Raw genomic sequence first — 26,787 nt, 5'->3', positions numbered from 1 at the left:
TTGTTAGTCAGACTACAATATAATAACAAAAAGTTAAAAAGTAAATATTTACATATGTTAAACTATAATTAAATTTAAAAAATTTTATCTTTTTTACATTTTCATAACTTTAATATAGAAATATTAACTTTCTTAATATAAACTTAACATTGGAGTGTTATTATTTATGAGTATGTGATAATTAAAAGGAAGGATTGGTATTATGTTTAACTTTTCACCTAAAAACGATAAGTTCTTTGATTTATTTATCGACTTTTCAGAATTAATTCAGGAGGCATCAAAGGAACTAGTAAGTTTCGCAAAAGATACAAATACTTTAGAAGAAAGAAGTTTGAAACTAAAAGATATTGAACACAAAGGTGATGATCTTGCTCATAAGATATTCGAGGAATTAAATAATAATTTCATTACACCTTTAGATAGAGAGGATATTTTAGTGATTACAAATAGGCTAGATGATGTAATAGATAATATTGAAGATTTAGCCGGAAGATATCTAATGTATAATATCAAAACTAGTAGAGAAAAAAGTTTGAAAATGATTGAATTAATTGATAAAAGTGCAGCCAAATTACAAGACTTATTTATAGCGCTTAAAGATTTTAAAAAGAATAATAATACTAAACAATCAATTGTGGAAATTAATCTTCTAGAAACAGAAGGAGATTTCGCTTATAGAGAAGCTATGAGAGAATTATTTACTACAGATGTAAGAGAAATAGAAATAATAGTATGGAAAGACCTTTATGAAAAATTAGAGAAAACTTTAGATTCTTGCGAAACTTTAGCTAACTTAGTTGAAGGAGTTGTAATGAAACATGTTTAATTCAGCATTAGTAATTACCAGTATTATAGTTATCCTTGCATTAGCATTTGATTTTATAAACGGGTTTCATGATACAGCTAATGCTATCGCAAGTTCGGTTACTACTAGAGCATTATCTCCTCAAAAGGCGATACTAATGTCAGCATGCTTAAATTTTACTGGAGCCTTAATAAGTACAAAGGTAGCAACTACAATTGGTGGAGGAATAGTTTTCTCAGGAGGAGCACCAGAAAAAGTAGTATTAGCAGCCGTAATTGCAGCTATACTATGGAATTTGATAACTTGGTATTTTGGAATTCCAAGTAGTTCATCCCATGCATTAATTGGAGGCCTTATCGGAGCAGCAATAGCATTCTCAGGAACAGTACATATAATAAATTGGCCTACATTTCTTAAGAAAGTTGTTTTATGGCTATTCTTATCTCCAGTAATCGGATTTATAGTCGGATTTATAATAATGACGTTAATTAATTGGGTATTTAGAAAAGCGAAGCCAATGAAAGCAACAAAAGGATTCCTAAAGGCACAAGTATTCTCAGCAGCTTTTCTAGCTTTTAATCATGGAAGTAATGATGCACAAAAGTCTATGGGTATAATTTCTCTAGCTTTAGTTAGCGGAGGATATATAGAAACATTCCATGTACCTTTATGGGTAAAAATTGCATGTGCAGCTGCCATGGCATTAGGAACATCAATAGGTGGTTGGAAGATTATAAAAACTATGGGAAGTGGTATGGCAAAGCTAACGCCAGCTTCAGGTTTTGCAGCTGATTTATCAAGTTCTGCGGTTATATTTACAGCTACTATGTTAGATGCACCAGTTAGTACTACTCATATAGTTTCTACAGCTATAATGGGAGTATCAGCATCAAAAAGATTTTCAGCAGTAAGATGGGGAGTTGCTAAAAATATAGTATCAACTTGGGTATTAACAATACCATGTTGTGCAATAGTTGGTGGAATTATTTCCATAATAGTAACTAGGTTAATATAAAGTAAAAAAACTCGGATAACCGAGTTTTTTTTTACTTTAATGGTCTAAGAAATTTTCAAGTTTATTTATGTAACTTAATTTATTAACTTCAGATTTAGTAATTGTAACTTTAAAACTTGAGTTTATATTTAGAAGTTGTTCAATAATAGAAAAAGCAGCTTCTCCTCCATTTCCACCTTGAGTGCAAAATAAGCTAATAGACTTAATGTCTTTTTTATAAAGATTAATAAAAGTTCTAATAGCAGGTGGTATTTTGGAAGCCCAGACAGGAAATCCTATTATAATATGTTTATAATCTTTTGGCTCTTTAGTAATAGGAGCAATCTTGGTTTCTTTTTCTTTTATTGCTTCATATCCACTAATAATGAACTTAGTAATTCCTTTTCTTTTTTTCCAATCGATTATTTCCTCAACAGGACAATTTAATAGTTCTCCTAAATCTTTAGCCACGGTCTTAGTATTTTTTGTTCTTGAATAATAATAAATAATACTACTGTCACTTTCCATTGTAATCCCCCTAAACGTTTAACTAAAAATATTATACCAAAAAAATAATGACTAAAAAAGGATTTTGTGTTAATATAATTTATATGTAAAATATTTTGATTATCAAACTTTTTTATACGAAAATAATTGGAGGATTTTTATAATGAAAATTGAACCAAAATTTAGAGGATTTATATGTACTGCAGCCCATCCTTTAGGTTGTGAGGAAAATGTTAAAGAACAGATTGAATATGTTAAAGAAAAAGGTACCATAGAAGGAGCTAAAAATGTTCTAGTTATAGGAGCTTCAACAGGATATGGTTTATCATCAAGAATTGTATCAGCATTTGGTGCTGGGGCAAATACTTTGGCAGTAAGTTTTGAGAAAGAATCTAATGGTAAAAGAACAGCAACTCCTGGTTGGTATAATACACAAGCATTTGAGAAATTTGCTAAGGATTTAGGTGGATATCACAATAGCATTAACGGAGATGCCTTTTCAGATGAGATTAAAGAGCAAGTTATAAATGAAATAAAAAGTAATATGGGAAAAGTTGATTTAATAATATATTCACTAGCATCACCTAGAAGAACAGATCCTAAAACAGGAGAGGTATATAGTTCTGTAATTAAGACAATTGGTGAGAATTTTTCTGGTAATACTTTTGATTTTCTTACTTTTAAAATATCTAATGTAGAAGTTACGGCAGCTACAGAAAAAGAAATACATGACACAGTGAAAGTTATGGGTGGAGAAGACTGGAAGCTTTGGATTGAAGCATTAAAAGAAGCAGATGTTTTAGATGCAGGCGTAAAAACTTTAGCTTATTCATACATAGGACCTAAGTTAACATATCCAATGTACAATGATGGAACAATTGGAATGGCTAAAAAGGATTTAGATATTAAAGCAAAAGAAATAAATGAATTATTAAGTGAAGTTGATGGAAAAGCTTACGTTTCAGTAAATAAAGGATTAGTTACTCAAGCTTCATCGGCTATACCAATAGTACCATTATATATTTCTGTACTTTATAAAGTAATGAAAGAAAAAGGAATACATGAAGGATGCATAGAACAAATTTATAGGCTTTTCAGCGATAGAATATATGGCGGAGATTTGCAATTAGATTCTGAAGGAAGAATAAGAATTGATGATCTAGAGCTTAGAGAAGATGTTCAAAAGGAAGTAATTGAACGTTGGGAAAAAATAAATAGTGAAAATATAACAGAAATATCTGATGCAGAGGGATTTAGAGAAGAATTCCTTAAACTATTTGGATTTGGACTAAAAAATATTGATTATAGTAAAGATGTAGAAGTATAAAAAATATTGCAATTTTATCAAAAATAATATAACATACAATCAAAAGAGAATATAAACTTCAGTTCGTATATACATGGAAATATGGTCCAAGTGTCTCTAGAGATAACCTTAAATTATCTAGCTACGAACTTTAATATTGTATGTAGAACCTATGGGCTGAAGTAATAGCTTTTTCTATAAATTTATAGAAAAATAATACTAAGAACCATAGGTTTTTATTTTTGGAGGAAAGTTATGGAGTTACTAAAAAAGAAGATTAGAGAAGAAGGAAAAATTATTGGTGATAGCATTCTTAAGGTTGATGGTTTTATAAATCATCAAATGGATGTAAGATTATTCAATGAAATGGGGAAAGAATTTAAAGAAAGATTTAAAGGAGAAAGAATAGACAAGATACTTACAATTGAAGCTTCAGGAATAGGAATTGCAACTATAATTGCTCAATATTTTGATTATGTTCCTGTAGTTTTTGCAAAGAAGTCATTAGCATCAAATTTAGATAATGAGCTTTATCATTCTAATGTACACTCATTTACTAAAAATAAAGATTATGATGTGGTTGTTAGTAAAAGGTTTATTAATAAAGGAGAAAGAATCTTAATTATAGATGATTTCCTAGCAAATGGTTGCGCAGCCTGTGGATTAATAGACATTGTAAAACAAGGTGAAGCTGAGCCAGTGGCAGTTGGAATAATTATTGAAAAAGGATTTCAACCAGGAAGAAAAGTAATTGAAGACTTAGGTGTGAAAGTAGAATCTTTAGCAATTATAGATAAAATTGAAAATGAACAGGTATTATTTAAATAAAATTCTTAAAATAAATCCTTAGCTATGAGTTGATGCAGAGCTAGGGATTTATTTTTTTAAAAAATAATGTATAAAAGTGTTGATAAAATGAAACAATAATCATATAATAATTATTAAATAAGAATAATTATCCAACATATAATAAGGAGTTGATTTTAATGAGCGTAATTAAATATGTATTTTCAAAGGACTTTAGAAAAGAATATTCAAAAAATCTTAGGAATAAAGTCAACTTTGAATTCGATGCTAGCGAGAAGGCTTATAGAAAAGATAGAATAGATTAATTTAAATAAGGCAGCCCATAAATGGGCTGTTTTATTTTTGATTAATATTTTTTCTCCCATTCTTGAATTAGCTTATAATTAGCTATTTCATATTCATTTAAAGCCGAATCACTTCCATCATAATTTGGATTAGGAACATACCAACTTTTAGAGTTAAAATAATTCTTGTATTCATCCATCTTAAATACATAACCGTGACGTGCAAATATTTCATTTCTAGCAATTCCTAATTCTTCTTTGCTTAACCACATTAAATCACCATCAGTTAGGTATCTCTTATAACTGTCTTCAATGATATAATCATCAGAATTATTTGGCTCATTAGCAACTTGTTCTACTATTGATTTTACTTCTGTTGGAGTTCTTCCATCTTCGTAAATTCTGAACCACTTTTTTAAAATAGTTGAAGATGCTGCTGTTAAGTTATTTCCAACCACTTCATAAATACCATCTTTATCAATATCATCTGGCATTGTATAGTTATTAGCAATTACTGTACCTTTAAATAGTATTTCTTCGTTATCAAATCCAAAAACACTTGTACAAGAGTCTCCTGAGCTATTACTGTAATGAATAAATGCTCCTTTTACTCCTTTAGCAAATTCATATACTCCTTGTATTTCAGAATTCCAATGTTCACTAAAAGTTTTAGTATCAACTACTTTGTATTGTCCATTAGTAATTCTAAACAAGTCAAGTTTTAATATTGCTCCGTAATTGTAATTCATATTTTGCAAATGTATTATTTCATCGAAAGAATCTCCGTCGAAGTCGTCATAGTAAACGTCTTCATACTTCATAAGTAATCCTTTTGAATTTTGTAATGGTGTATTTGTTAGCTTTGAAGAAATATTTAGCATAACATTATCATAATTCACATTAGATTTAAAATCTCCGCCTAATTTATTTATCTCTTTAAATTCCTTAATTATATCTTCGTATCTGCCTTCAGCATAAAGTTTATTTACCTTAATTTCTTTTATCTCTATAGCTATGCGTTTATATTCATCTTCAGATAATAAACTAGATACTTCTTGAAGTTTAGTTTCTGCTGTATTGATATCAGTTTTAGACATTTCAATTAGCACATTTTCAAGTAAATCCTTAGCATTGCTTGTCCTTAGTGATTTCACTGCATTTACTGCATAATCTACCTTATCGTGTGTTATTTCTGTATTGTTATATTTAAATACATAATATTCTCCCTTTATTTTATTAAAGAACAACACAACTAATATTACAAGAAATAATAATAAACCTATTATTATTTTTATAGTAAGGTTTGAAGATTTTTTCTTAGAAGTGTTGTTTTTGGATAAATCATTTATTTCTTTAGATAAGTTATTTTTCATAACCTTAGATTTTGCATCTAAATTAGGCGTTTCATTATTTGTTTTTTGTTCACATTTTTCACAAAATTCCACATCATCTGAAATAGGACTTCCGCATTTAGTACAAAATTTCATTTACATCCCCCTTATACATATTTTTACTTTCATAATATATATTTTTTTAAAACACTCTCAATTTATATACTATTAATCTTTCATATAATGTTACACAAAATATTAAATACTTTTACATTAATAAAAAAAATTAAGTGAGAAAGTAAGTTTTAATTTTCTCATACCCTTAAGGAATTTATGATATTTTGAAAATAAGTAGTGAATACTATTCATAAAGCTATTTAAATTTAAGGAGGGCATTATGAAAGTAACAAATTCAGAAGAGTTAATGGAAAAAATTAAGGAAATAAGAATAGCCCAAAAAAAGTTCTCTACATACTCTCAAGAGCAGGTAGATAAGATATTCAGAGAAGCTGCAATGGCAGCAAACAATGCAAGAATTCTATTAGCAAAGGCGGCCACCGAAGAAACTGGTATGGGCATAGTAGAGGATAAAGTAATCAAAAATCATTTTGCTTCAGAGTATATATACAATCAATACAAGGATATGAAAACTTGTGGGATACTTGAAAGGGATGATGCTTTTGGTATTACTAAGGTTGTTGAACCAATTGGTGTAGTAGCAGCTATTATACCTACTACTAATCCAACTTCTACAGCTATTTTTAAATCATTAATATCACTAAAAACTAGAAATGGAATTATTTTTTCACCACATCCAAGAGCTAAAAAATCAACTATTGAGGCAGCGAGAATAGTTCTAGAAGCTGCGGTAAAGGCGGGAGCACCAGAAAATATCATTGGGTGGATAGATGAACCATCTGTTGAGCTTTCACAATTAGTAATGAAGGAAGCAGATATAATTTTAGCTACAGGGGGACCTGCAATGGTTAAAGCAGCATATTCATCAGGCAAACCAGCACTAGGAGTTGGCTCTGGTAATACCCCAGTAATAATTGATGAGACTGCACATATAAAAACCACAGTAAGCTCTATTCTATTATCAAAAACATTTGATAATGGAGTGATTTGTGCATCTGAACAAGCGTTAGTGGTTATGGATTCTATATATTCAGAAGTTAGAAAAGAACTACAAGATCGTGGAGCATATATTTTAAATCCAGAGGAAAAAGATAAAGTAAGAGCAATAATTTTAAATGATAAAGGTGGACTTAACTCAGGTATCGTTGGCCAAAGTGCTTATAATATTGGTAAACTTGCAGGAATTACTGTACCTGAAGAAGCTAAGGTCTTGATAGGTGAGGTGGAATCTGTGGAATTAGAAGAACCTTTTTCCCATGAAAAATTATCACCTATTTTAGCTATGTATAAAGTAGAAAATTTTGAGGAAGCCTTAGTGAAAGCAGTTAGATTAATTGAGCTAGGTGGCTTTGGTCATACCTCAGTTTTATATACAGATCAAATTAGATCTAAAGATAGAATTGAAAAGTTTGGAGCAACAATGAAAACTGCTAGAACTATAATAAATATGCCTGCATCACAAGGGGCTATAGGTGATATTTATAATTTCAAATTACCTCCTTCTCTAACACTAGGCTGCGGGTCATGGGGTGGAAATTCTGTTTCAGAAAATGTTGGACCTAAACACCTTTTGAATATAAAGAGTGTAGCTGAAAGGAGAGAAAATATGCTTTGGTTTAGAGTACCAGAAAAAATTTACTTTAAGTATGGTTCTTTGGGAGTGGCCCTTAGAGAATTGGCAGACGTGGGTAAAAAGAGAGCTTTTATAGTAACAGATAAAGTTTTATATAATTTGGGATACACAGATGAATTGACCAAAGTACTTGAGGAAGGTGATATAGACTTTAAGATATTCTTTGATGTTGAACCTGATCCAACATTGGCTACAGCAACTAAAGGTGCTGATGAGATGGAAAGTTTTAAGCCAGATGTTATAATTGCATTGGGCGGAGGTTCTCCTATGGATGCAGCTAAAATAATGTGGGTAATGTATGAGCATCCAGAAGTAAGATTTGAAGATCTTGCCATGAGATTTATGGATATTAGAAAGAGAGTTTATAAGTTCCCTACAATGGGAGAAAAAGCATATTTTGTTGCGGTGCCAACATCAGCAGGAACTGGCTCTGAAGTAACTCCATTTGCAGTAATTACTGATGAAAAAACAGGAGTAAAATATCCTCTTGCGGACTATGAACTAACCCCAGATATGGCAATAGTAGATGCGGAGCTTATGATGAAGATGCCAAAGGGGTTAACAGCTGCATCAGGCATAGATGCTTTAACTCATGCAATTGAAGCCTATGCCTCAGTTTTAGCATCAGAATATACTAATGGATTAGCATTAGAATCTATTAGATTGATATTTAAATACTTACCTGAAGCATATAATAACGGAACTACTAGTGTTAAAGCAAGAGAAAAAATGGCACATGCAGCTACTATGGCTGGAATGGCTTTTGCAAATTCATTCTTAGGAATATGTCATTCTATGGCCCATAAGTTAGGCTCAATGCACCATGTGCCTCATGGAGTGGCAAATGCTTTGTTAATTGATGAAGTTATAAGATTTAATGCGGTAGATGATCCAAGAAAACAAGCAGCATTTCCACAGTACAAATATCCTAACGTTAAATGGAGATATGCTGTTATAGCAGATTATTTAAATCTTGGAGGGAATACGGAGGAAGAAAAAATAGATAGACTTATTAAAAAGATAGATGTTTTAAAAACACAGATAGGAATGCCTAAAACCATAGCAGAATATGGAGTTACAAAAGATAGGTTTTATTCTACCTTGGATGAAATGGTAGAGCAGGCTTTTGATGATCAATGTACAGGTGCAAATCCAAGGTATCCATTAATGAGTGAAATTAAGCAAATGTATATAAATGCATATGAAGGTGCAGGCAAGTAATTAGCATTAACTAATTTAAGAATAAAGAGATAATGTTTGGAAAAAATCTTACTAAAGTAGTAAGATTTTTTTTATTGGTAACTTTAGTTACCGAAAATCTTTTCAAATGCAAATATAATTAACTTGTGATCAAGAGAGAACAAAAATAGAAATTAATATAAATGGAGGAATTAAAGAATGAGTATGTTTTGTTATCAATGTCAAGAAACCGCTGGATGCAGTGGATGTACAATAAAAGGAGTTTGTGGAAAGACACCAGAACTTGCTGGGTTACAAGATGTTTTAATTTATGCAACTAAAGGGCTTTCAGAAGTTACTACAAAATCAAGAGAAGAAGGAATAAAGATTGCTGCAGAAGTAGATCATTATGTAACAATAAATCTATTCACTACAATCACAAATGCAAACTTTGATAATGAAGTATTCTACAAAAGAATAAACGAAACTCTTAAGATAAAAAATGAACTAATTGAAAAGTTATCTAATAAAGCTGATTTAAGTGAAGCTGCATTATGGACTGCTACAACTAATGAAGAAATTGATGCAAAAGCACCATCAGTTGGAGTACTAGCAACTGAAAATGAAGATGTTAGAAGTTTAAGAGAATTAATTACTTACGGATTAAAAGGTATGTCTGCTTACTTAAAGCATGCTAATGCTTTAGATTATGATAATGCTGAAATTAATGCATTCCTACAAAAAGCATTAAGTAAAACATTAGATGATAAATTATCAGCAGAAGAATTAATAGCTTTAACATTAGAAACTGGTAAAGTTGGAGTTGACGCTATGGCGCTACTAGATGGAGCAAACACTGGAACTTACGGAAATCCAGAAATAACAAAAGTAAACATTGGAGTTGGAAAGAACCCAGGAATACTTATTTCAGGACATGATTTAAAGGATATAGAAGAATTATTAAAGCAAACAGAAGGAACTGGAGTAGATGTATACACTCACTCAGAAATGTTACCAGCTCACTACTATCCAGCATTTAAGAAATACTCACACTTCGTAGGAAACTATGGAAATGCATGGTGGAAACAAAATGAAGAATTCGAAAGCTTTAATGGACCAATACTAATGACAACAAACTGTATTGTACCACCAAGAGCTTCATATAAGGACAGATTATTTACAACTGGAGCAGCAGGTTTTGAAGGTTGCAAGCATATTGAAGCTGGAGTTAATGGACAAGCAAAAGATTTCACAGAAATTATTGAATTAGCTAAAAAATGTCAAGCTCCAACTGAAATAGAAACAGGAGAAATCATTGGAGGATTCGCTCACAATCAAGTATTTGCATTAGCTGATAAGGTAGTAGATGCAGTTAAATCAGGAGCAATCAAGAAATTCTTCGTAATGGCTGGTTGTGATGGAAGAGCTAAGAGCAGACAATACTATACTGATTTTGCAAAAACAATACCTAACGATACAGTTATTTTAACAGCAGGTTGTGCTAAGTATAAATATAATAAGTTAGAATTAGGTGATATTGGAGGAATTCCAAGAGTATTAGATGCTGGACAATGTAACGATTCATACTCATTAGCATTAATAGCATTAAAATTAAAAGAAGTATTTGAATTAGAAGATATAAATGAATTACCAATAGCATTCAATATTGCATGGTATGAACAAAAAGCTGTAATAGTATTATTAAGCTTACTATACTTAGGTGTAAAGAACATTCACTTAGGACCAACATTACCAGCATTCCTTTCACCAAATGTAGCTAAAGTTTTAGTTGAAAACTTTGGTATCGGTGGAATAACAAATGTTGAAGATGATGTTAAAATGTTCATGGAAATGTAATTAAATAATTTAGTCCATATAATCCCTTACAAATATACGATGGTGTCTCAATATGATTTGAGGCACCATCTTTTTTGCATTATATAGGTTTTTTTATAGGAAACTTAACTTTTTCTTGTTTAAAAATGTCGGTTTCTGGACATTTTCAGGCACGAATAAGTTATTAGTTGAACTTAAAACCCTATATAGATAAATTTATATTTTAAAATTATTGACAAAAGCAACTCTTAAGCATATACTATATATCATATAGGAATTGTATGAAATAAAAGTGATGATAAGAATTAGTACTTTAAGAAAAGCTATCAGAGAGGTTTTCCCTTGGCTGAAAGGAAAATTTAGAAGGACTTAAAGGAATGCATCTTTGAACTCAAAGCTGAATTTAAAGTAAGCAATGCAGGGGCGTCTGTTACTACGCTAGAGTATATTTCATGTACTCGATTTAAGTTAATCCTTATTTAGGGATTTAAGAAGAGTGGAACCGCGGACTTACTGCCTCTTTAGGTGATGAGTCCTTTTTTTATTTGATTTAAAATTAAAAGGGTTTTATGCAGAGCTATAAGTAAAAATATACTAGAAATATATTTTATATAAGAACTAGTATCATAGACTAAGTTTCACAGTTACAAGCCCTTAAGGAGGGTTAAGATATGATAAACTCAGTTAACTATTTTAATAGTATTGCCAGCTCTTGGAATGAAATTAGGACAGGTTATTTTAAAGAAGAGGTTCGAAATGTAGCATTAAGTAAAGTAGATATAAAGGACAAGATAGTAGCAGATTTAGGATGTGGAACAGGATTTATTTCACTAGAAGCAGTAAAAACTTCAAAGATAGTTTTTCCGGTAGATATTTCTAAAAATATGCTAAAAGAACTATATAGTTCTGCTAAAAACAAAAACTACAACAATATTTTTCCTATAAAAGGTGGAATGGAGGCAATACCTCTATTCGATGAATCAACAGATGTGGTCTTTACTAATATGGCACTACATCATGTAGAAAATCCATTTAAAGCTATTGAAGAGATTAATAGAATATTAAAGCAGGACGGAAAAGTTGTAATTACAGATGTAGAAGAACATCATGGAGAATGGGCTAGAGAAGAAATGTTTGATATTTGGTTAGGTTTTTCGCATGAGCAAATAGAAGAATGGATGATAAAGGCAGGATTTAAAAATGTTAGTGTAAACTCAACGGGGCTAGAATGCAAAGGCGTATCTTCAAAAGGCGAATATACGCAAACAGGGATTTTTTTAGCATATGGGGAAAAATAAATATTATACAAATTAGGAGGAAATTATGAAAATTGATTCATTAGTAATTCACGGAGGAATTTCATCAGACAAGACAACAGGAGCGGTAAACGTACCAGTATATCTTTCTTCAACATTTAAACAACCAGAATTTGGGGTAAATCTTGGATATGAATATGCAAGAACAGGTAACCCAACAAGAGAGGCTGTAGAAAAATTAATAAGTGATTTAGAAGGTGGGGTAAGAGGGTTTGCATTTGCCTCTGGTATGGCTGCTACATCTACTGTATTAAATTTATTTAAATCAGGAGATAGAATTTTAATTAATAATAATCTATATGGAGGAACCTTTAGAGTAATTGATAAAGTATTTTCAAACTTTGGGCTTAAATATGATATAGTTGAAGATTTTAATACTTTTGATTTTTCTACTATATCTGAGGATGTTAAAGGAGTATTTATAGAAACTCCAACAAACCCGTTATTATCTATAACTGATATTAAGAGGGTTGCAGAAGAAGCTAAAAAGAAAAATTTAACTGTTATAGTTGATAATACTTTTATGACTCCATATTTTCAAAATCCACTAAGTTTAGGAGCAGACGTTGTAGTGCATTCTGCTACAAAATACTTAGGAGGACATTCAGATGTAGTTGCAGGTCTTGCAGTTACAAATAACACTGAAATTGCTGAAAGATTAGCTTTTTTACAAAATTCAATTGGAGCAGTGCTTCCTCCATTTGATTCTTATTTATTAGTAAGAGGAATAAAAACATTAAGTGTTAGATTAGATAAGCATGCAGATAACGCTCAAAAGATAGCAGAATATCTTAAAGCACATGAGGCTATCGAAGAAGTATTTTATCCAGGTTTAAAGGATCATCCAGGTCATGAAATACAAAAAGCTCAGGCAAGAGGTTTTGGAGGAGTTGTATCCTTTAAGTTAAAAGAAGGATATGATTTTAAGAAGTTTATTAATTCATTAGAATTAATAACATTTGGGGAAAGCTTAGGAGGAATTGAATCATTATTATGCCATCCTGCTTCCATGACTCATGCAGCACTACCAGTTGAGCTTAGAGAAAGAATAGGAATAAAAGATAATTTATTAAGAATTTCAGTTGGAATAGAAAACTTTGAAGATTTAAGAGATGAAATTGAACAAGCAATAATTAATAGTAAAGAGGAAAAATAAAATGAAGTATGCTAATAGTATTGTTGATTTAATAGGAGATACACCGTTAATTAAAATTAATAATTTTGATATAAAAGATGGTGTAAATATTTTTGCTAAACTAGAAGGCCAAAATCCAGGTGGAAGCACAAAAGATAGAATTGGATTATATATGATAGAAAAAGCAGAAAAGGAAGGTATATTAAAGCCAGGAAATACTATTATAGAGGCGACTGCAGGGAATACAGGAATTGGAATAGCTATTGGAGCATTAAATAAGGGTTATAATATTAAATTTGTTATACCTGAAAAATTTTCAGTTGAAAAGCAAACAATATTGAAAGCACTAGGAGCAGAACTAATCATTACTCCAAAGGAAGAGGGAATGACGGGTGCCTGTGAAGTGGCTGAAAAATTACTGAAGGAAATTCCTAATAGTATTTCGTTAAAGCAGTTCGAAAATGATGCTAATCCAATTGCTCATTATAAGACAACAGGAAAAGAAATTTATAGAGACCTAGAAGGAAATATAGATTATTTTGTAGCTGGTGCAGGTAGTGGAGGAACTTTTACAGGAGTATTAAAATATCTTAAAGAGAAAGACCCAAGCATCAAGGGAGTACTAGCTGATCCATATGGCTCCACCATTGGTGGAGGAGAAGAAGGCTGTTATAGGATAGAGGGAATAGGGAATAACTTTATTCCTAAAACCTTAGATAGGCATCATATAGATTTAGTAAAAAAGATTAGTGATGAAGAAGCCTTTTATTATACAAAAGAACTAGCTAAAAAAGAAGGAATATTAGTTGGATCATCTTCAGGAGCAGCGATGGCAGCTGCATATAAGCTTTCACAAGAAATAGAAGAAGGAAATATAGTGGTAATTTTTCCGGACAGAGGAGATAGATACTTCTCCAAAAATATTTATGATTAATTAAGAAGAAGTGAAAATATAAGATTAAGAACTTATATTTTCACTTCTTTTAATTATTTGTAACAAGTTTTGGTTTCCTTACCTTCGCAACTATTAAAACTAAAATAGGAATTATGACTTGAAATGGAAAAGCGTAATATTGATATATATTTAAGGCCCAAAAAAACATTTCCATTATGTTACCGTAAATGAAGTATGAAAAGTAAGCCATTAATAAACCTAACTGAAGAACTATGGTCTTATATGAACTCAGTCCAAATAATGATTTAATCCCATTGCTAGCTGCCATTAGACAAATGCTAATCTTAATAAAAATTGATGAAACAAAAGTTATAGAAACAGATACTTCAATTCTTTGAAGAAAGTCTCCAATATGAATTCTACTTACAGCTATATACGATGGAAAATAGGTATTACTTAAGTTATTTGGACCTAGAACTAATATATTTCTAATAGCTAATATTAATAAAACAAGGCCGATACCTAAAACAGAAAATAGTATAACCTTAAAGGGGTGAACCTTGTCTTTGTAGAAATAAGGCAATCCCATAAATACTACAATTTCAGCAAAAGGAAAAGAAAAGGCTGAAAATGCTCCTGAAAGTACTGGATTCCATCCATTTTTGAGAATTGGTTTTATATTTGGTAATGACTCTTTTGAGAGTGCAAGAAATTGTATTATTAGTATTACTAAAATGCACGTTAAGAAGAGAACTTTTGAGCTTCTACCCACTGTTTCAAGTCCAGCTTTAACTGCCCAAATACATAAAAGTGTTAATGCAATAATGGGTACAAGCATAGGCGTTTCAGGCATTGCCTGAGTAGTTAAAAATTCTCCGAAATTCCGAAGTACGAGTACACCAAGATGAAAGAAGTACCAGGTATATAAAATTGTAAACACCTTTGATAATACCTTCCCAAACAATATGTTAAAAATATCAAATAAACTTTTATTAGGGAATAATATCTGTATTCTACTATAAATATAAACTAAAGGAATTACTAATAAGGTAGCAATAATAATTGAAATCCAGTTATCATTTTTTGCCTGCGCTCCGGCCCCTAATAATAAGGTGCTACCCATTAAAAATAAATTTATGGTACATATGGCTTGAGTATTAGATAAGGTTTCTTTATTCATTAGTTTTCCACTCCTCTTATTTAATCCATCTAAATATATATTTTATAAAGTCTGCAATAGGCTTTGCAGGAGATGGAATTTTAACTTCAAGTGATAATAAAATAGCCACTATAAATGATATAAAGCAAAGAATTAAAGCAATAAAAAAATCTTTTTTTAAATTATTTTTATAAAGATCCATTAAATCAAAGAAGACAATAGCAATGTAAGTAAAAATCACTATTACAATCATATTAGTCACCCATCTCAATCGGAGTATTTGTAGTTGCACTATTTTTTATTTTAATATCCGATTTTACACTTACCTTCAAGGTTTTAAATTTTTCAGGCCAATCATCTTTAATACCTTTCCATACTGTAGGCATATCTTTTTCAATTTTTTCTCCAAATCCAAAAACATCAGCATCATATTCTTGTTGAAATCTTTTTATAACTGCCATAACATTATTTTGGAGCATTATATTAGCCCTTTCTTCAATTTCTTTCCTGACATCTACAGAAGAGAAGTTTTCAAAGTATTCAATTTCTGCTAAAGCTACTTTAGTATTTATTAAAATTTGTATCTCTACTTCATTATTTGATATTATTGGTTTAATTTTAGATTTGCTCTTAAATATTTCTAAGGATATTGAACGAGATTCATCATAAGGAGTTTTACCTAATGTTAAAATGCCTCCTTTTATTTTATTATTAGCAAATAATAAGTATTGTGTACTTTCTCCTGCTATAGTTCCAATTAATCTATCCCCTTTAAATACTGCTAATCCATCTACATAAGGAGTGGCTTCTCTACCTTTACCTTTTAAGAGAACTGTTGGAAGCATAGCATTTTTTCCTTCTTGTTTTAAATCAGAAATATAATCCCATAAATCAATTAGTGGAGCAGTAGAAACACTACTTTCATTTTTTAGAACGCTTGCTAGTTCAAAAGATACTATTGACTTTGTAAAAGCATGGGCAAATAAAATTTCTTTTGCAGTTTTCTCTTTTGATACGCATACAGAGATATCAGTTCTAGTTTCAGCGTCCCTTACATACCAATCTATAATTTTAGCTAAGCCTTCCCTAGCAATAGTTTCACTTATAATCATTACTTGTGAATGACTCCAATATGCGCGTTTGCCAGAAACAGTTATTAATTTTCTTGCAATTTCAAACATGGTATCACCAGATAGGGTAATTGTTTTTGCTTCAGTGACAATTTCTTTACCAGTCTTAATATCAACAAACTCAGTGGTAACTTCAATTTGATTAGTATCAGGATTTTTATCTATTGCAATACCTGAAACAACTATTAAGGATTCAATTTCTCTATAATTCCAACAACCTGATAATGTAGACGTAAATAATAGCATAGAGAGTAACAAAGCAAGATATTTATGAAATTTAATTTTAGGCACCTCTTTTCCTCTTATGTTTTAATGAAATATAAAATGGATGAACTTTAGAATACCACCAAGGAGTTCTAATAATTGTATCCTTAATATATTCTGGCTTTATTGATCCAATACTTAGCATATAAGGCACACCAAAGGATTTTAAACTCATCAGATGTATAATCAATCCTAAAAGAGCAAAAATATATCCGTATACTCCTAAAAAGGCTGAGCAAAGTAAAAATATGGCTCTAAGTAGTATAGTTGCAGCTTTAGTTTTAATATTTAAAAGACCAGTTATTCCAGTTAGGGCTACAACTATGACAATTGGAGCACTTACTATTCTTGCATCTACGGCTGCTTGACCTAGTACTAAGGCACCAACTATACTTGTTGTCTGCCCTATGGAAGTAGGAAGTCTAGTACCAGTTTCCCTAAGAATTTCGAATACCAGAAGCATAAGAATAGATTCTAGTATTGTAGGAAAGGGAATACTTTCTCTAGCAGCGTAAATACTTAAAAGGAGTGGTGTGGGTATCATTTCTTGATTATATGTTACAAAGGACAAATAAATAGCTGGTACGCTTACTGTTAAAAAAGAAGCAATTACTCTAAGTATCCTATTAAAAGACATAAATACGTAATTGTTATAATAATCCTCATTTACTTGAAAGTATTCAATAAACAAAAATGGAATTGTTAATGCAAAAGGTGTACCATCAACTAAGATTGCAACTCTACCTTCTAAAAGTTTACCGGCTACTGTATCAGGTCTTTCAGTACTACCAACTGTTTCAAAAGGAGAAATATGAGCTTCATTTAAAAATTCTTCAATATATTGAGAATCAAGGATACTATCTAAATCTATTTTGTTTAATCTAGAATTTAATTCATCTAGGATTTCCTTTGGAGCAATACCTTCTATGTAACATATACAGACTCGTGTATGCGTTTCACTTCCAATTTTTCTAAATTCAAATTTAAGGCTTGGATTTTGAATTTTTCTTCTGAGCATAGATAGATTAACAACTAATGATTCCCCAAAACCTTCTCTAGGGCCTCTAACAACCTTTTCAGTATCAGGTTCTGCTATTGGACGTTTTTCCCAACCTCTAGATGCAATTATTAGAGCATCAATATATCCGTCTATTAGTAATACAGTATCTCCAACAAGTATTGCTTCAAGAACTTTGTCAAGTTCATTTGTTCTCTTAATAGAGTTTGAGAAGATTACTTTAGTCTCAAGTAAATCTATAAAATTTGCATTTGTATTTGGTTCATTAAGTTTTAAAAAGGGCTTTATAATACTATCACTTAAGTAATCACTATTAATCATACCTTGTATAAAAAATAGACAACCCTTTAAGTTGCTATTAGAATAATTCTCCATTCTTCTAGTTGTCAATGTATCATCTTTCTGAAATATTCCTTTAATTAGTGTAATGTTCTTCTCTAAAGATTTATCAAGAATTCTATTGTCAGTAAGCAAAGATTCATTTGAGGATTTACTCTTTTTGGAGTTTTTCATCATACCACCTCCTTAAATTCATATATAGATAGTTTGTAAAACTTTAAGATTAATATACATATAAAAAAGACTTATACAAATCCGTTTGCATAAGCCTTTTTTATATATTTATTATTATATTTTCTCAGATAGATTAGTAAGAACTTGAGAAGAAACATTTAATTCTTCTATAGAAGCAGCAATTTCTTCAAGAGTTGCTACTTGATCTTGAAAAATGTTATTTGATTCAGTTACTCTGCCGTTTATTGCAGTAACTGTTTCATTTATGCTTTTTAAAACATTATCTATCTTTCGTATAGATTCACTAGTAGAAGATGAGAGCTTCCTAATCTCAGTAGCTACCACTGCGAATCCCCTACCAAGTTCTCCAGCTCTTGATGCTTCAATAGCAGCATTTAATCCTAACATGTTTGTTTGATTTGAAATGCCTTGTATGAATTTTAAGATATCATCTGTATCCTTTGATGAGGCATCAGCTTCTTGAACCATTTGAGAAATATCAGTATTCATATTAACCACATCCTGAACTCCCACTGAAAGAGTACTAACTGCTTGTGATATTTGACTTAAGGATGATGAAAGTGTTTTTGTAAGAGAAACGACTTCATTCTTTTTGGCTAAGCTTCTACCTATAAGAAGACATCCTACAACTTCATTACTTTCATTCTTTATAGGGATAGCATAAGATCTAAAAGCAACCCCATATACTTCTTTAGGAACATCTTTTATAAGAGTTTGTCCTGACTTAATTGCTTCATAAGCACCACCGCTATTTGGTATCTTGTCTCCTACGGTGATTCGTAAGTCTAGTGTAGGTGAGCTTTGATATTTTAAATATGTAGTAGTGTCGGTAATACCTAATGCAACATCATCATCAAACATACTTGGCAAGTAGGGTAGAAGAGTGTTAAAGGAATTAAGTATTTCGTTATCAGAGATTGGATTAATCATGTATATCCTCCTAAAAATATGTATTAAAATATAAGGGTGGAGTAAAAAAATTTACTTCACCCAAAAAAATCTTCTTAATAATTTTCTTCTAAAATCCTAAAGTACTTTTGGTCATGTAAGCAAGCAGGGCATTTAAGTGGAGCTTTCTTTCCTTCATATATGAATCCACAATTACTACATTTCCATAACACTGCTTCATCTTTTTCAAAAACTTGCCCCTTTTCAATACTTTCAACTAATTTTCTATACCTTTTTTCATGGAAATTTTCTACTTTACTAATATTATCGTAAGCCAGAGCTACATCTTGAAAACCTTCTTTTCTTGCAATCTCAGCAAACTTAGGATATAAATCTGTCCATTCTTCATTTTCACCAGCAGCAGCAGATTTTAGATTGTCCACTGTTTCTGTAGAAAGTGAAACTGGATAAGAAGCTGTAATTTCAATTGCTTCATCTTTATAATCTTCTGCCAAAAACTTAAAGAATCTTTTAGCATGTTCTTTTTCTTGTTCTGCAGTTTCAAGAAAAATTTCGGCAATTTGAAGATACCCTTGTTTTTTTGCAACACTTGCATAATAGGTGTACCTATTTCTTGCTTGAGATTCACCTGCAAATGACGCAAGCAGATTTTTTGCTGTTTCTGTACCTTTTAATGACATAAAATCTCCTCCTAACATTAATTTAAAAATATTGAATATAAAATAATTATACAATAAATTCAAAATAAATACAAAAATCAACATTTACACCAAATATGTTTATATACTTTTGATTGAGACCAAAATATTGTATATAATTATCTCTGGAAAGAAATATAATGATTGGTTTACATAATTAAACTAGAAGGTGCTACTAATGAAAAGAAGATTAAACAAAATACAAAAGATGCAAAGATTTATTATATTTTTATACTTAATAATTTTTATATATTTTTATATATACAAAAATCAGAAAGTTGTACCTATGGTTGCATTAATTTTATTTATTCTAATTTATGTTGTCTTTAAAAAGAGAAGAATTGAGAAACTAAGAAATGCAACTTTTAATGAAATTGATATCATGTCTGGGGAAGAATTTGAAGAGTATCTTCAAGTGAAATTTAAGGATTTAGGGTACAAATGTAAATTAACCCCAAGAACTGCTGATTATGGTGCAGATCTTATACTGAAAAAGTTTAGGGGCAAAAAGGTTGTTCAGGCTAAACGTTGGAAAAGTATTGTAGGAGTAGAAGCAATTCAGCAAGTCGTGGCGTCAATGAGATATTATAAAGCCACTGAAGCAATGGTGGTTACGAATAGTTACTATAGTGATAATGCAAAAAAACTAGCTATGGTGAATAATGTAGTGCTCTGGGATAGAAGGGATATAGATAAGTTGATTAAAGAAAAATATGATAGTGAATGCCCAAGTTGCGGAGGAAAACTAGTGTTAAGAAATGGACCATATGGCGAGTTTTTAGGTTGTTCTAATTACCCAAAATGTACATATAAAGAAAAAATATAAACAAGGAGTGAAAGAAATGGAAGTAAGAGTATATATAGTAGGAAAAAAAGATCCAATAACTTATACAGGAGATAGAATTGATGTATTGGACTTAGAACTAAATGGAGTTCAATATAAGCAGATAAGATATTTTAGAAATGGTTTTAGTAAAAGTGAATTATTAAAAAAAGATTTAGTAAAAATTATTAAATAGTTATAAGTATATAATATTAACTTGGTAGATGAGAAAAAAGTGGTAAAGAAACGTAGTTATGTAGATTTTGAACCATTAAAAATTCATATTTATTGTAAGAAAATTTTAATAAATTCCTTCGTTAAATGTAGAAATAAATGTTTACAATAATATTACAGGAAGTTTTATGAGGTGAGATGATGAAGAAAAAAATTTCTATATTAATGCTTTTTCTGTTTATATTAACGGTAATAATACCTTCAAGTTTGGTAAAGGCGGAGGAAAGTAGTGTAAAAATAAAAGCTGACTTTGGGGTTCAAGGGGTATATAAATCCTATAGAGAAATGCCAATAAGCATAGAAGTAGAGAGCGAAACAAAAGACATACAAGGAGAGATACAGGTAACATATCCACTTCAAGATCAGAGGGGAGTAACGATTTCTCAAGAATTATCTTTAGCCAAAGGAGATAAGAAGAATATAGTATTAAGTATTCCAGTTGGAGAATCAATAAATAAGATAGTAGTTTCAATATATAATAAAGGGAAAAAAGAATATGAAGAGGAATTAAAGGTAGGAAATAGTAAAAGACTTTCCCCAAATAAGCTTTTAGTTGGAACCTTAACCGAAGATCCTAATAGTTTGAGTTATATGGAATCATTAAATATAAATATAAAAAATGTAAAAGGATTAAGTTCAGATACAACCTTGGTTAATATACCTGAGAATTTTCTAAAAGAAAATTCAAAAGTTTTAGATGTATTTGATGTTATAGTCATTGATAATTATGACACATCAAAGTTATCTAAAGGTCAGATAGATACCATTAAGAAATGGGTTGAAGGTGGGAGAGAACTTATTATTGGAACAGGTGTTTATGGAAAAAAAACACTTGGTATATTCAAAGATGATTATATTAAGATTAAGAGTCAAGAATTAAAAAAAGTTGGAGAATATCAAGTAATGCCATTAACAATTGAGGCATCTAAAAATTTGGTTGATGATACAGGATATTTTCAAAAGGTACAAAAGGGTAACGGTAATATAATCTTTAGTTCATATAGCCTAGGTTCAGAGCCTTTTAACAAATTAATTGGTAAAACTTCAATAAATAATATAATTGATGAGGTTATACCAGCAAAACTGCTAGAGCCAAATAGTTCAATGAGCGGAATGGATTATAGGATTCAAAACATGGTTGGAAATGTACTAGGAGTTAAATTGCCTAATACAAAAATTCTATTATTAATTCTATTAGTCTATGCTTTAATTATTGGACCAGTAGGTTACTTTATATTTAAAAAACTTAAAAAGAGTAGTTTATTGTGGATAGGAATACCAATAGCTGCAGTTATATTTACTGTGATTATATCTATCGTAGGCGGAACAACAAGATTGAAAGATCCAATTATGAATATTAAAAATTTCATATTGGTAGATAATCAAGGAAAAGGAAATGTTAATTCACTTGTTGGAGTCATGTTTCCATATAAAAGTGATCTGGAGATTCAAGAACCAGAGTCATCTAAGCTAGAAACTATTATGGACAACTTAAATTATAATAACAGAAGAAGTGGTGATTTTACTAAAAATGTTGTCCAGAAGATAAACTATGTTGATGGTAAAAGAATTTATGAAAATAAAGATATGTCACCTTTTTCTCCAGCATATTTTTCTCTAAGCGGTGGAGAGAAAACTATTGGAAAGTTAGATGGTAAGCTAAATTATAGTGGAGGGAAAATCCAAGGTGACCTTAAGAATAATTTACAGTATGATCTAAACAGTTCATATTTAATAACATCTTCAGGAATATACGAATTAGGTAGTATAACTAAAGGGAAATCATTGAGTATTAACGATTCAATGAAAAAATATAGAAATACTAACGATTTTATAAATAATTTTGTTGCAAGTTCTGCACCTTTAACTGAGGAAGAAATGCAGGAGCAAACTAAAAAAAGAATAGAATTTTCAGATATTGAGTATTTCTTAAATAGTTATTTAAGTATTTCTACAGGTAATTCAGTTCTAAATAAAAACTATATTATTGGATATATAGATGATAATTTTGCTGAAAATTTATCTATTAATAATGGGAAAGTAGATAAAAGAGAAAAAACATTAGCAGCTTTTCCAATAGATTTAAGTTATGAGAATAATGGAATAGTTGAATATCCGTTTGGCTTGATAATTCCAGAATTAGATTTAAAGAGTAAGGTAAATGGAGTTGATTTAGTTAACGGTGAAATATATGAAGCAGGTGAGTTAGAATTAGAATATACCATTGAAGGAATAGTGAGTTTAGATAAAATATACTTTATGGAGGACCTTAATAACAGCAGAAATGGACTAAAGTATTCAGATATAGGTAAATTTGAAATATATAATTATAAAACTTCTAAGTATGATGAATATAAATTGAGTTCTGATAAAAAAGAATTTTCACCAGAGATGTATAGTTCTAATAATAAGGTTAGAATTAGAGTCGTAGCAGAAAATACTGAAAATGGAAAAATGCCAACAGCAATTCCTCAAATTGCAGTAACGGGGAGGGCTAAATAATGTTAGTTATTAAAAACTTAGAGAAGTCTTATGGAAGATTTAAAGCTCTTAATGGACTAAATTTAGAAATTAAAAAGGGTGAAATATTCGGATTCGTAGGGCCTAACGGAGCTGGTAAGACTACCAGTATGAAGATTATATCAGGATTATTATCACCTGATTCAGGCGAAGTTTATATTGAAGGCATAGATGCAATTAAAGATAACAAAATACTTAAAGAAAAGATTGGTTATATGCCTGACTTCTTTGGAGTATATGATAATCTTACAGCACTTGAGTATCTAGAATTTTATGCATCCATTTATGGAATACTTGGTGAAGAGGGAAGAAAGCTTTCTTTAGAACTATTAGAATTAGTAAATTTAGTTGATAAAAAAGATTCAAATGTTAATGGATTGTCAAGAGGGATGAAGCAAAGATTATGCTTAGCAAGATGTTTGGTACACAATCCAGAATTATTAATTTTAGATGAACCAGCGTCAGGAATGGATCCAAGAGCAAGATTTGAAATGAAAAATATTCTTAAAAATCTTAAGGATATGGGAAAGACAATATTAATATCTTCTCATATATTGCCTGAACTTGCAGAGATATGTACAAATCTCGGTATTATTGAAAAGGGGAAGCTAATAGTTCAAGGTACTGTAGAAGAAATAATGATAAAAATGAATCACGCTAGACCAATAAAATTGAAAGTTTTAAGTAATGTAGAAGAAGCAATTAGTGCTTTAGCAGAAATGCCTAATGTAGATAAACCTGTTCAAAATGAAAATGAAATTATATTTGGGTTTAAAGGAGAAGAAAAAGAAGTAAGCGACATACTAAAGCAATTAATTGACAGAGATATTGATGTTATATCATTTACACAAGAGAATGGAAGTTTAGAAGATGTATTTATGAGAATAACAGAAATGAGTAATGGAGGAGATCTTAATGAAAATTAATCCAGTTTGGAGAAAAGAATTAGTAGTAACAATGAGAAGCATTAAATTTCCTCTTACCCTTGCAATTTCTCTAGGAATAATAAGTGCACTAGTTATTCTAGTTTTTGATGGATTACTTACTCAAGTAAAGTTCTATGGAAATTTAACAAGCTTAACAGCCTTATATTTTATTACAACATTAATAGAGTTTGTGATAATTGGGCTTATTGCACCAACCCTTACTGCTCCTGCAATATGTGGGGAAAAGGAAAGAGGAACCTTAGATATTTTATTGTCAACAAAGATGTCACCACGTTCAATAATATTAGGTAAGTTATGGGCATCATTAAGTAAGGTTATTTTACTTATTATAGCCTCAACACCTATTTTTGCAATAACACTGTCACTGGGTGGTGTAAGTATATCAAATATATTTGAAATGATACTTTTATATATAGCTACTGCAATTTTTTGTGGTAGTGTAGGATTGTTCTTCTCATCTTTTTGCAAAAGTACAAAGGGTTCTATAGCATCTACTTATGTATTTCTATCAGTACTTGCCTTTGGAACTATTATAATAACGCTAATATACTATAACTTTTTAGTAAATAAATATGCTTTATTAGGCAAAAGTTTAGACCCTGTAATACCAGTATGGTTATATTTTAATCCAGGTCTTGGATATGGATCCATAATATACAATCAATTAGGGGCAAGTACAAATTCTATATTGCCTTTTGGGCAAATTGTTGGAATTGAAAAAGCATGGATTATAAATTTAATCCTAGAAGGTATAATGACAATAGTAATGTTATTTGCTGCGACATACATGTTAAATCCTTTAAGAAAAAGGAGAATTAAAAAATAATGAGTGATAAAGAAAAACAAATTATATACTTTATAAAAAAGGCTGGAAGAAGAATAAAGATACAAATAGTATTAAATAAAGTAACTAAAGGATTATTAATGGCACTGGTATTAAGTACTTTATTATGTTTAATATCTCTTTTCGTACCCTTTTATGAAAGTGTTTTTCTTAGTTTATTCTTCATATCATCAAGTTTAATAGGAGGGCTTATAATAGCCCTTTTTTATTTTCCAAGTATAAAGGAGCAAGGGATAATACTTGATTCTATAGGACTAAAAGAACGAGCATCAACTGCACTAGAATTGATTGGAAGAGATGAAGATTATGCAATTATTCAAAGAGAAGATGCATTAGATTATTTAGAAAAAGTTGATATTAAAAAAGGACTGCCTTTAAGAATAAATAAAAAATTGTTAATAGGTATAGGAGCGTTTTTAATATTATTTATTACGTTTATATTAGTTCCAACTCCAGCAAAGGGAGTAGCAAAGAATGCCCACGAACTTGAAAAAAAGAAAAATGAAGTAAGTAAAGTTCTGCAGGAAGAAAAGAAAAAGATAGAAGATAATAAAGAATTAAGTAAAGAGGATAAGAAAAAATTAAGTGAAATAATTGAAAAGAGTAAACTTGAAATTAATAAAACTAATAATGAAAGTGATGTTAAAAAGACATTAGAAAGAATTGATAAAAAATTAGAACAGTTAGAAAAAGAAAAAGATAATAATAAAATTAGAAACTCTCTTGAAGAATTAAGAAATAAGTTGAATCCAAAGGCAGCAGAGGAGAGAAAGCTTAATAATAAAAAAGATCTAGATGCAATCAAGGATAAGCTAAATGGAAGTGAAAAAACAAATGAACTAGCTAAAGCTATTGAGAGTGGTAAAGATGAAGATGTAAACAAAGCATTAAATAATCTTAATAATTCACTTAAATCTATGGGAGATTTAGAAAAAGGTGAAGTCTCCAAGGCATTAGGTGATGCTGCAAGTTCAGTATCCGATGAGGAGCTAAAGAATTTATTAAATAAGGCTTCGGAAGAAATAATGTCAGGAGAAATATCATCAAACACCAAAGATAAACTAAATGATGCTTTGAAAGAAGCAAAAGAAGGTTCATCTATATCTAATTCCCAAGGAAATTCTAATGGAGAATCATCATCCCAAGGTGAAAATGGAAATAGCGGTGGAAATGGAAATAAACCTGGAAATGGCCAAGGAAGTGGGCAAGGTTCAGGGGGGTCTCAAGGAAATGGGAATGGCGTAGGATGGAATAATGGTAGCAAAAATGGGAGAGAGGTTGATCCAGCCAAAGGTGAACAAGTCTATATTCCAGATAGAAATTCTGGTAATGATGAAAATTTAACTGGACAAAAAAATAATGGAGGTAATTCACAGATTCAAAATTCTAGCAATGGAATAAATGAAAGAGGAGAATCGGTTGATTTAGATAGTGTTATAGGGGATTATTCAAAAGATGCAATTGATGGCCTTGAAGGAAGTTCCATGCCAGATTATCTTAAAGATATTATAAAGGATTATTTTGAGGAACTAGGTAAATAG

At 30.4% G+C, this 26,787-nt stretch carries 24 protein-coding genes, 1 riboswitch and 1 other annotated feature; of the genes, 16 read left to right on the top strand and 8 right to left on the bottom strand.

The window, feature by feature from the left end; genetic code table 11:
* The first annotated feature begins 202 nt into the window (after positions 1 to 202).
* Together L1S47_RS05345 and L1S47_RS05340 are read left to right on the top strand one after the other, a co-directional pair.
* Positions 203 to 826 (top strand): DUF47 domain-containing protein, encoded by a 624-nt coding sequence (locus tag L1S47_RS05345; RefSeq protein ID WP_238882437.1) that lies wholly within the window; start codon positions 203 to 205, stop codon positions 824 to 826.
* The gene (locus tag L1S47_RS05340; protein WP_238882436.1) at positions 819 to 1,820 is read left to right on the top strand and encodes an inorganic phosphate transporter; all 1,002 of its coding nucleotides are present in this window, start codon (positions 819 to 821) and stop codon (positions 1,818 to 1,820) included. Before L1S47_RS05345 ends, L1S47_RS05340 begins: the two co-directional genes overlap by 8 nt.
* Positions 1,821 to 1,856: 36 nt before the next feature.
* On the opposite strand, the gene L1S47_RS05335 is transcribed toward L1S47_RS05340, so the two are convergent.
* Complete coding sequence (locus L1S47_RS05335) at positions 1,857 to 2,327, bottom strand: flavodoxin (RefSeq protein ID WP_238882435.1); 471 nt, start codon at positions 2,325 to 2,327, stop codon at positions 1,857 to 1,859.
* 142 nt (positions 2,328 to 2,469) lie between these two features.
* Between L1S47_RS05335 and fabV the strand changes: the two genes are divergently transcribed.
* The 3 genes from fabV (at position 2,470) to L1S47_RS20545 (ending at position 4,724) form a co-directional block, all read left to right on the top strand.
* A complete protein-coding gene (fabV, locus tag L1S47_RS05330; protein ID WP_238882434.1) occupies positions 2,470 to 3,633 on the top strand; it encodes an enoyl-ACP reductase FabV in 1,164 nt (387 codons plus the stop codon).
* Between the two features lie 43 nt (positions 3,634 to 3,676).
* Positions 3,677 to 3,777, top strand: a riboswitch (purine riboswitch).
* A 90-nt stretch (positions 3,778 to 3,867) separates the two neighbouring features.
* Entirely contained in the window at positions 3,868 to 4,440 is a 573-nt protein-coding gene (locus L1S47_RS05325; protein WP_238882433.1) for a xanthine phosphoribosyltransferase, read from the top strand.
* 158 nt (positions 4,441 to 4,598) lie between these two features.
* On the top strand, positions 4,599 to 4,724 hold the full coding sequence (locus L1S47_RS20545) for a hypothetical protein (protein ID WP_275297783.1): 126 nt from the start codon (positions 4,599 to 4,601) through the stop codon (positions 4,722 to 4,724).
* Between the two features lie 41 nt (positions 4,725 to 4,765).
* Here the strand turns inward: L1S47_RS20545 and L1S47_RS05320 are convergent, their stop codons facing one another.
* Positions 4,766 to 6,190 carry a YARHG domain-containing protein gene (locus L1S47_RS05320; protein ID WP_238882432.1) on the bottom strand — a complete coding sequence of 475 codons (1,425 nt, stop codon included), beginning with the start codon at positions 6,188 to 6,190 and terminating at the stop codon, positions 4,766 to 4,768.
* Positions 6,191 to 6,431: 241 nt separating this feature from the next.
* On the opposite strand from L1S47_RS05320, the gene adhE reads away from it, so the two are divergent.
* The 5 genes from adhE (at position 6,432) to L1S47_RS05295 (ending at position 14,205) form a co-directional block, all read left to right on the top strand.
* On the top strand, positions 6,432 to 9,026 hold the full coding sequence (adhE, locus tag L1S47_RS05315; protein ID WP_238882431.1) for a bifunctional acetaldehyde-CoA/alcohol dehydrogenase: 2,595 nt from the start codon (positions 6,432 to 6,434) through the stop codon (positions 9,024 to 9,026).
* 183 nt (positions 9,027 to 9,209) lie between these two features.
* Positions 9,210 to 10,841, top strand: coding sequence for a hydroxylamine reductase (gene hcp, locus L1S47_RS05310; protein ID WP_238882505.1), 1,632 nt, complete (start codon positions 9,210 to 9,212; stop codon positions 10,839 to 10,841).
* Positions 10,842 to 11,106: 265 nt separating this feature from the next.
* Positions 11,107 to 11,344: a binding site (T-box leader), on the top strand.
* Positions 11,345 to 11,494: 150 nt separating this feature from the next.
* Positions 11,495 to 12,118, top strand: coding sequence for a class I SAM-dependent methyltransferase (locus L1S47_RS05305; RefSeq protein ID WP_238882504.1), 624 nt, complete (start codon positions 11,495 to 11,497; stop codon positions 12,116 to 12,118).
* Between the two features lie 25 nt (positions 12,119 to 12,143).
* The gene (locus tag L1S47_RS05300; RefSeq protein ID WP_238882430.1) at positions 12,144 to 13,292 is read left to right on the top strand and encodes a PLP-dependent aspartate aminotransferase family protein; all 1,149 of its coding nucleotides are present in this window, start codon (positions 12,144 to 12,146) and stop codon (positions 13,290 to 13,292) included.
* 1 nt (position 13,293) lies between these two features.
* Complete coding sequence (locus tag L1S47_RS05295) at positions 13,294 to 14,205, top strand: PLP-dependent cysteine synthase family protein (RefSeq protein ID WP_238882429.1); 912 nt, start codon at positions 13,294 to 13,296, stop codon at positions 14,203 to 14,205.
* Positions 14,206 to 14,254: 49 nt separating this feature from the next.
* Here the strand turns inward: L1S47_RS05295 and L1S47_RS05290 are convergent, their stop codons facing one another.
* The 6 genes from L1S47_RS05290 to rbr form a co-directional block, all read right to left on the bottom strand.
* Positions 14,255 to 15,346, bottom strand: coding sequence for an endospore germination permease (locus L1S47_RS05290; RefSeq protein WP_238882428.1), 1,092 nt, complete (start codon positions 15,344 to 15,346; stop codon positions 14,255 to 14,257).
* Positions 15,347 to 15,362: 16 nt separating this feature from the next.
* Positions 15,363 to 15,578, bottom strand: a complete 216-nt coding sequence (locus tag L1S47_RS05285) for a hypothetical protein (protein WP_238882427.1) — start codon at positions 15,576 to 15,578, stop codon at positions 15,363 to 15,365.
* Between the two features lies 1 nt (position 15,579).
* Entirely contained in the window at positions 15,580 to 16,746 is a 1,167-nt protein-coding gene (locus L1S47_RS05280) for a Ger(x)C family spore germination protein (protein ID WP_238882426.1), read from the bottom strand.
* On the bottom strand, positions 16,739 to 18,250 hold the full coding sequence (locus L1S47_RS05275) for a spore germination protein (RefSeq protein WP_238882425.1): 1,512 nt from the start codon (positions 18,248 to 18,250) through the stop codon (positions 16,739 to 16,741). The genes L1S47_RS05280 and L1S47_RS05275 overlap by 8 nt, the downstream gene beginning before the upstream one ends.
* 114 nt (positions 18,251 to 18,364) lie before the next feature.
* A complete protein-coding gene (locus L1S47_RS05270; protein ID WP_238882424.1) occupies positions 18,365 to 19,201 on the bottom strand; it encodes a methyl-accepting chemotaxis protein in 837 nt (278 codons plus the stop codon).
* A 74-nt stretch (positions 19,202 to 19,275) separates the two neighbouring features.
* Positions 19,276 to 19,860 (bottom strand): rubrerythrin, encoded by a 585-nt coding sequence (gene rbr, locus L1S47_RS05265; RefSeq protein ID WP_238882423.1) that lies wholly within the window; start codon positions 19,858 to 19,860, stop codon positions 19,276 to 19,278.
* A gap of 196 nt (positions 19,861 to 20,056) precedes the next feature.
* On the opposite strand from rbr, the gene L1S47_RS05260 reads away from it, so the two are divergent.
* The 6 genes from L1S47_RS05260 to L1S47_RS05235 all read left to right on the top strand — a co-directional run bounded on the left by L1S47_RS05260 (position 20,057) and on the right by L1S47_RS05235 (position 26,787).
* Positions 20,057 to 20,704: a restriction endonuclease gene (locus L1S47_RS05260; RefSeq protein ID WP_238882422.1), complete on the top strand. Its 648-nt coding sequence runs from the start codon at positions 20,057 to 20,059 to the stop codon at positions 20,702 to 20,704.
* Positions 20,705 to 20,720: 16 nt separating this feature from the next.
* Complete coding sequence (locus tag L1S47_RS05255; protein ID WP_238882421.1) at positions 20,721 to 20,897, top strand: hypothetical protein; 177 nt, start codon at positions 20,721 to 20,723, stop codon at positions 20,895 to 20,897.
* Positions 20,898 to 21,076: 179 nt separating this feature from the next.
* Positions 21,077 to 23,437 (top strand): hypothetical protein, encoded by a 2,361-nt coding sequence (locus tag L1S47_RS05250; RefSeq protein ID WP_238882420.1) that lies wholly within the window; start codon positions 21,077 to 21,079, stop codon positions 23,435 to 23,437.
* Positions 23,437 to 24,381 (top strand): ABC transporter ATP-binding protein, encoded by a 945-nt coding sequence (locus tag L1S47_RS05245; RefSeq protein ID WP_238882419.1) that lies wholly within the window; start codon positions 23,437 to 23,439, stop codon positions 24,379 to 24,381. Before L1S47_RS05250 ends, L1S47_RS05245 begins: the two co-directional genes overlap by 1 nt.
* Positions 24,371 to 25,228 carry an ABC transporter permease gene (locus L1S47_RS05240; RefSeq protein WP_238882418.1) on the top strand — a complete coding sequence of 286 codons (858 nt, stop codon included), beginning with the start codon at positions 24,371 to 24,373 and terminating at the stop codon, positions 25,226 to 25,228. Before L1S47_RS05245 ends, L1S47_RS05240 begins: the two co-directional genes overlap by 11 nt.
* Positions 25,228 to 26,787, top strand: a complete 1,560-nt coding sequence (locus L1S47_RS05235; protein WP_238882417.1) for a hypothetical protein — start codon at positions 25,228 to 25,230, stop codon at positions 26,785 to 26,787. The genes L1S47_RS05240 and L1S47_RS05235 overlap by 1 nt, the downstream gene beginning before the upstream one ends.

The sequence above is a fragment of the Clostridium sp. YIM B02551 genome, from assembly GCF_022324735.1.
GTDB classification, from domain to species: Bacteria; Bacillota; Clostridia; order Clostridiales; family Clostridiaceae; genus Clostridium_T; species Clostridium_T paridis.
This window is presented reverse-complemented; position numbering and strand designations above follow the sequence as displayed.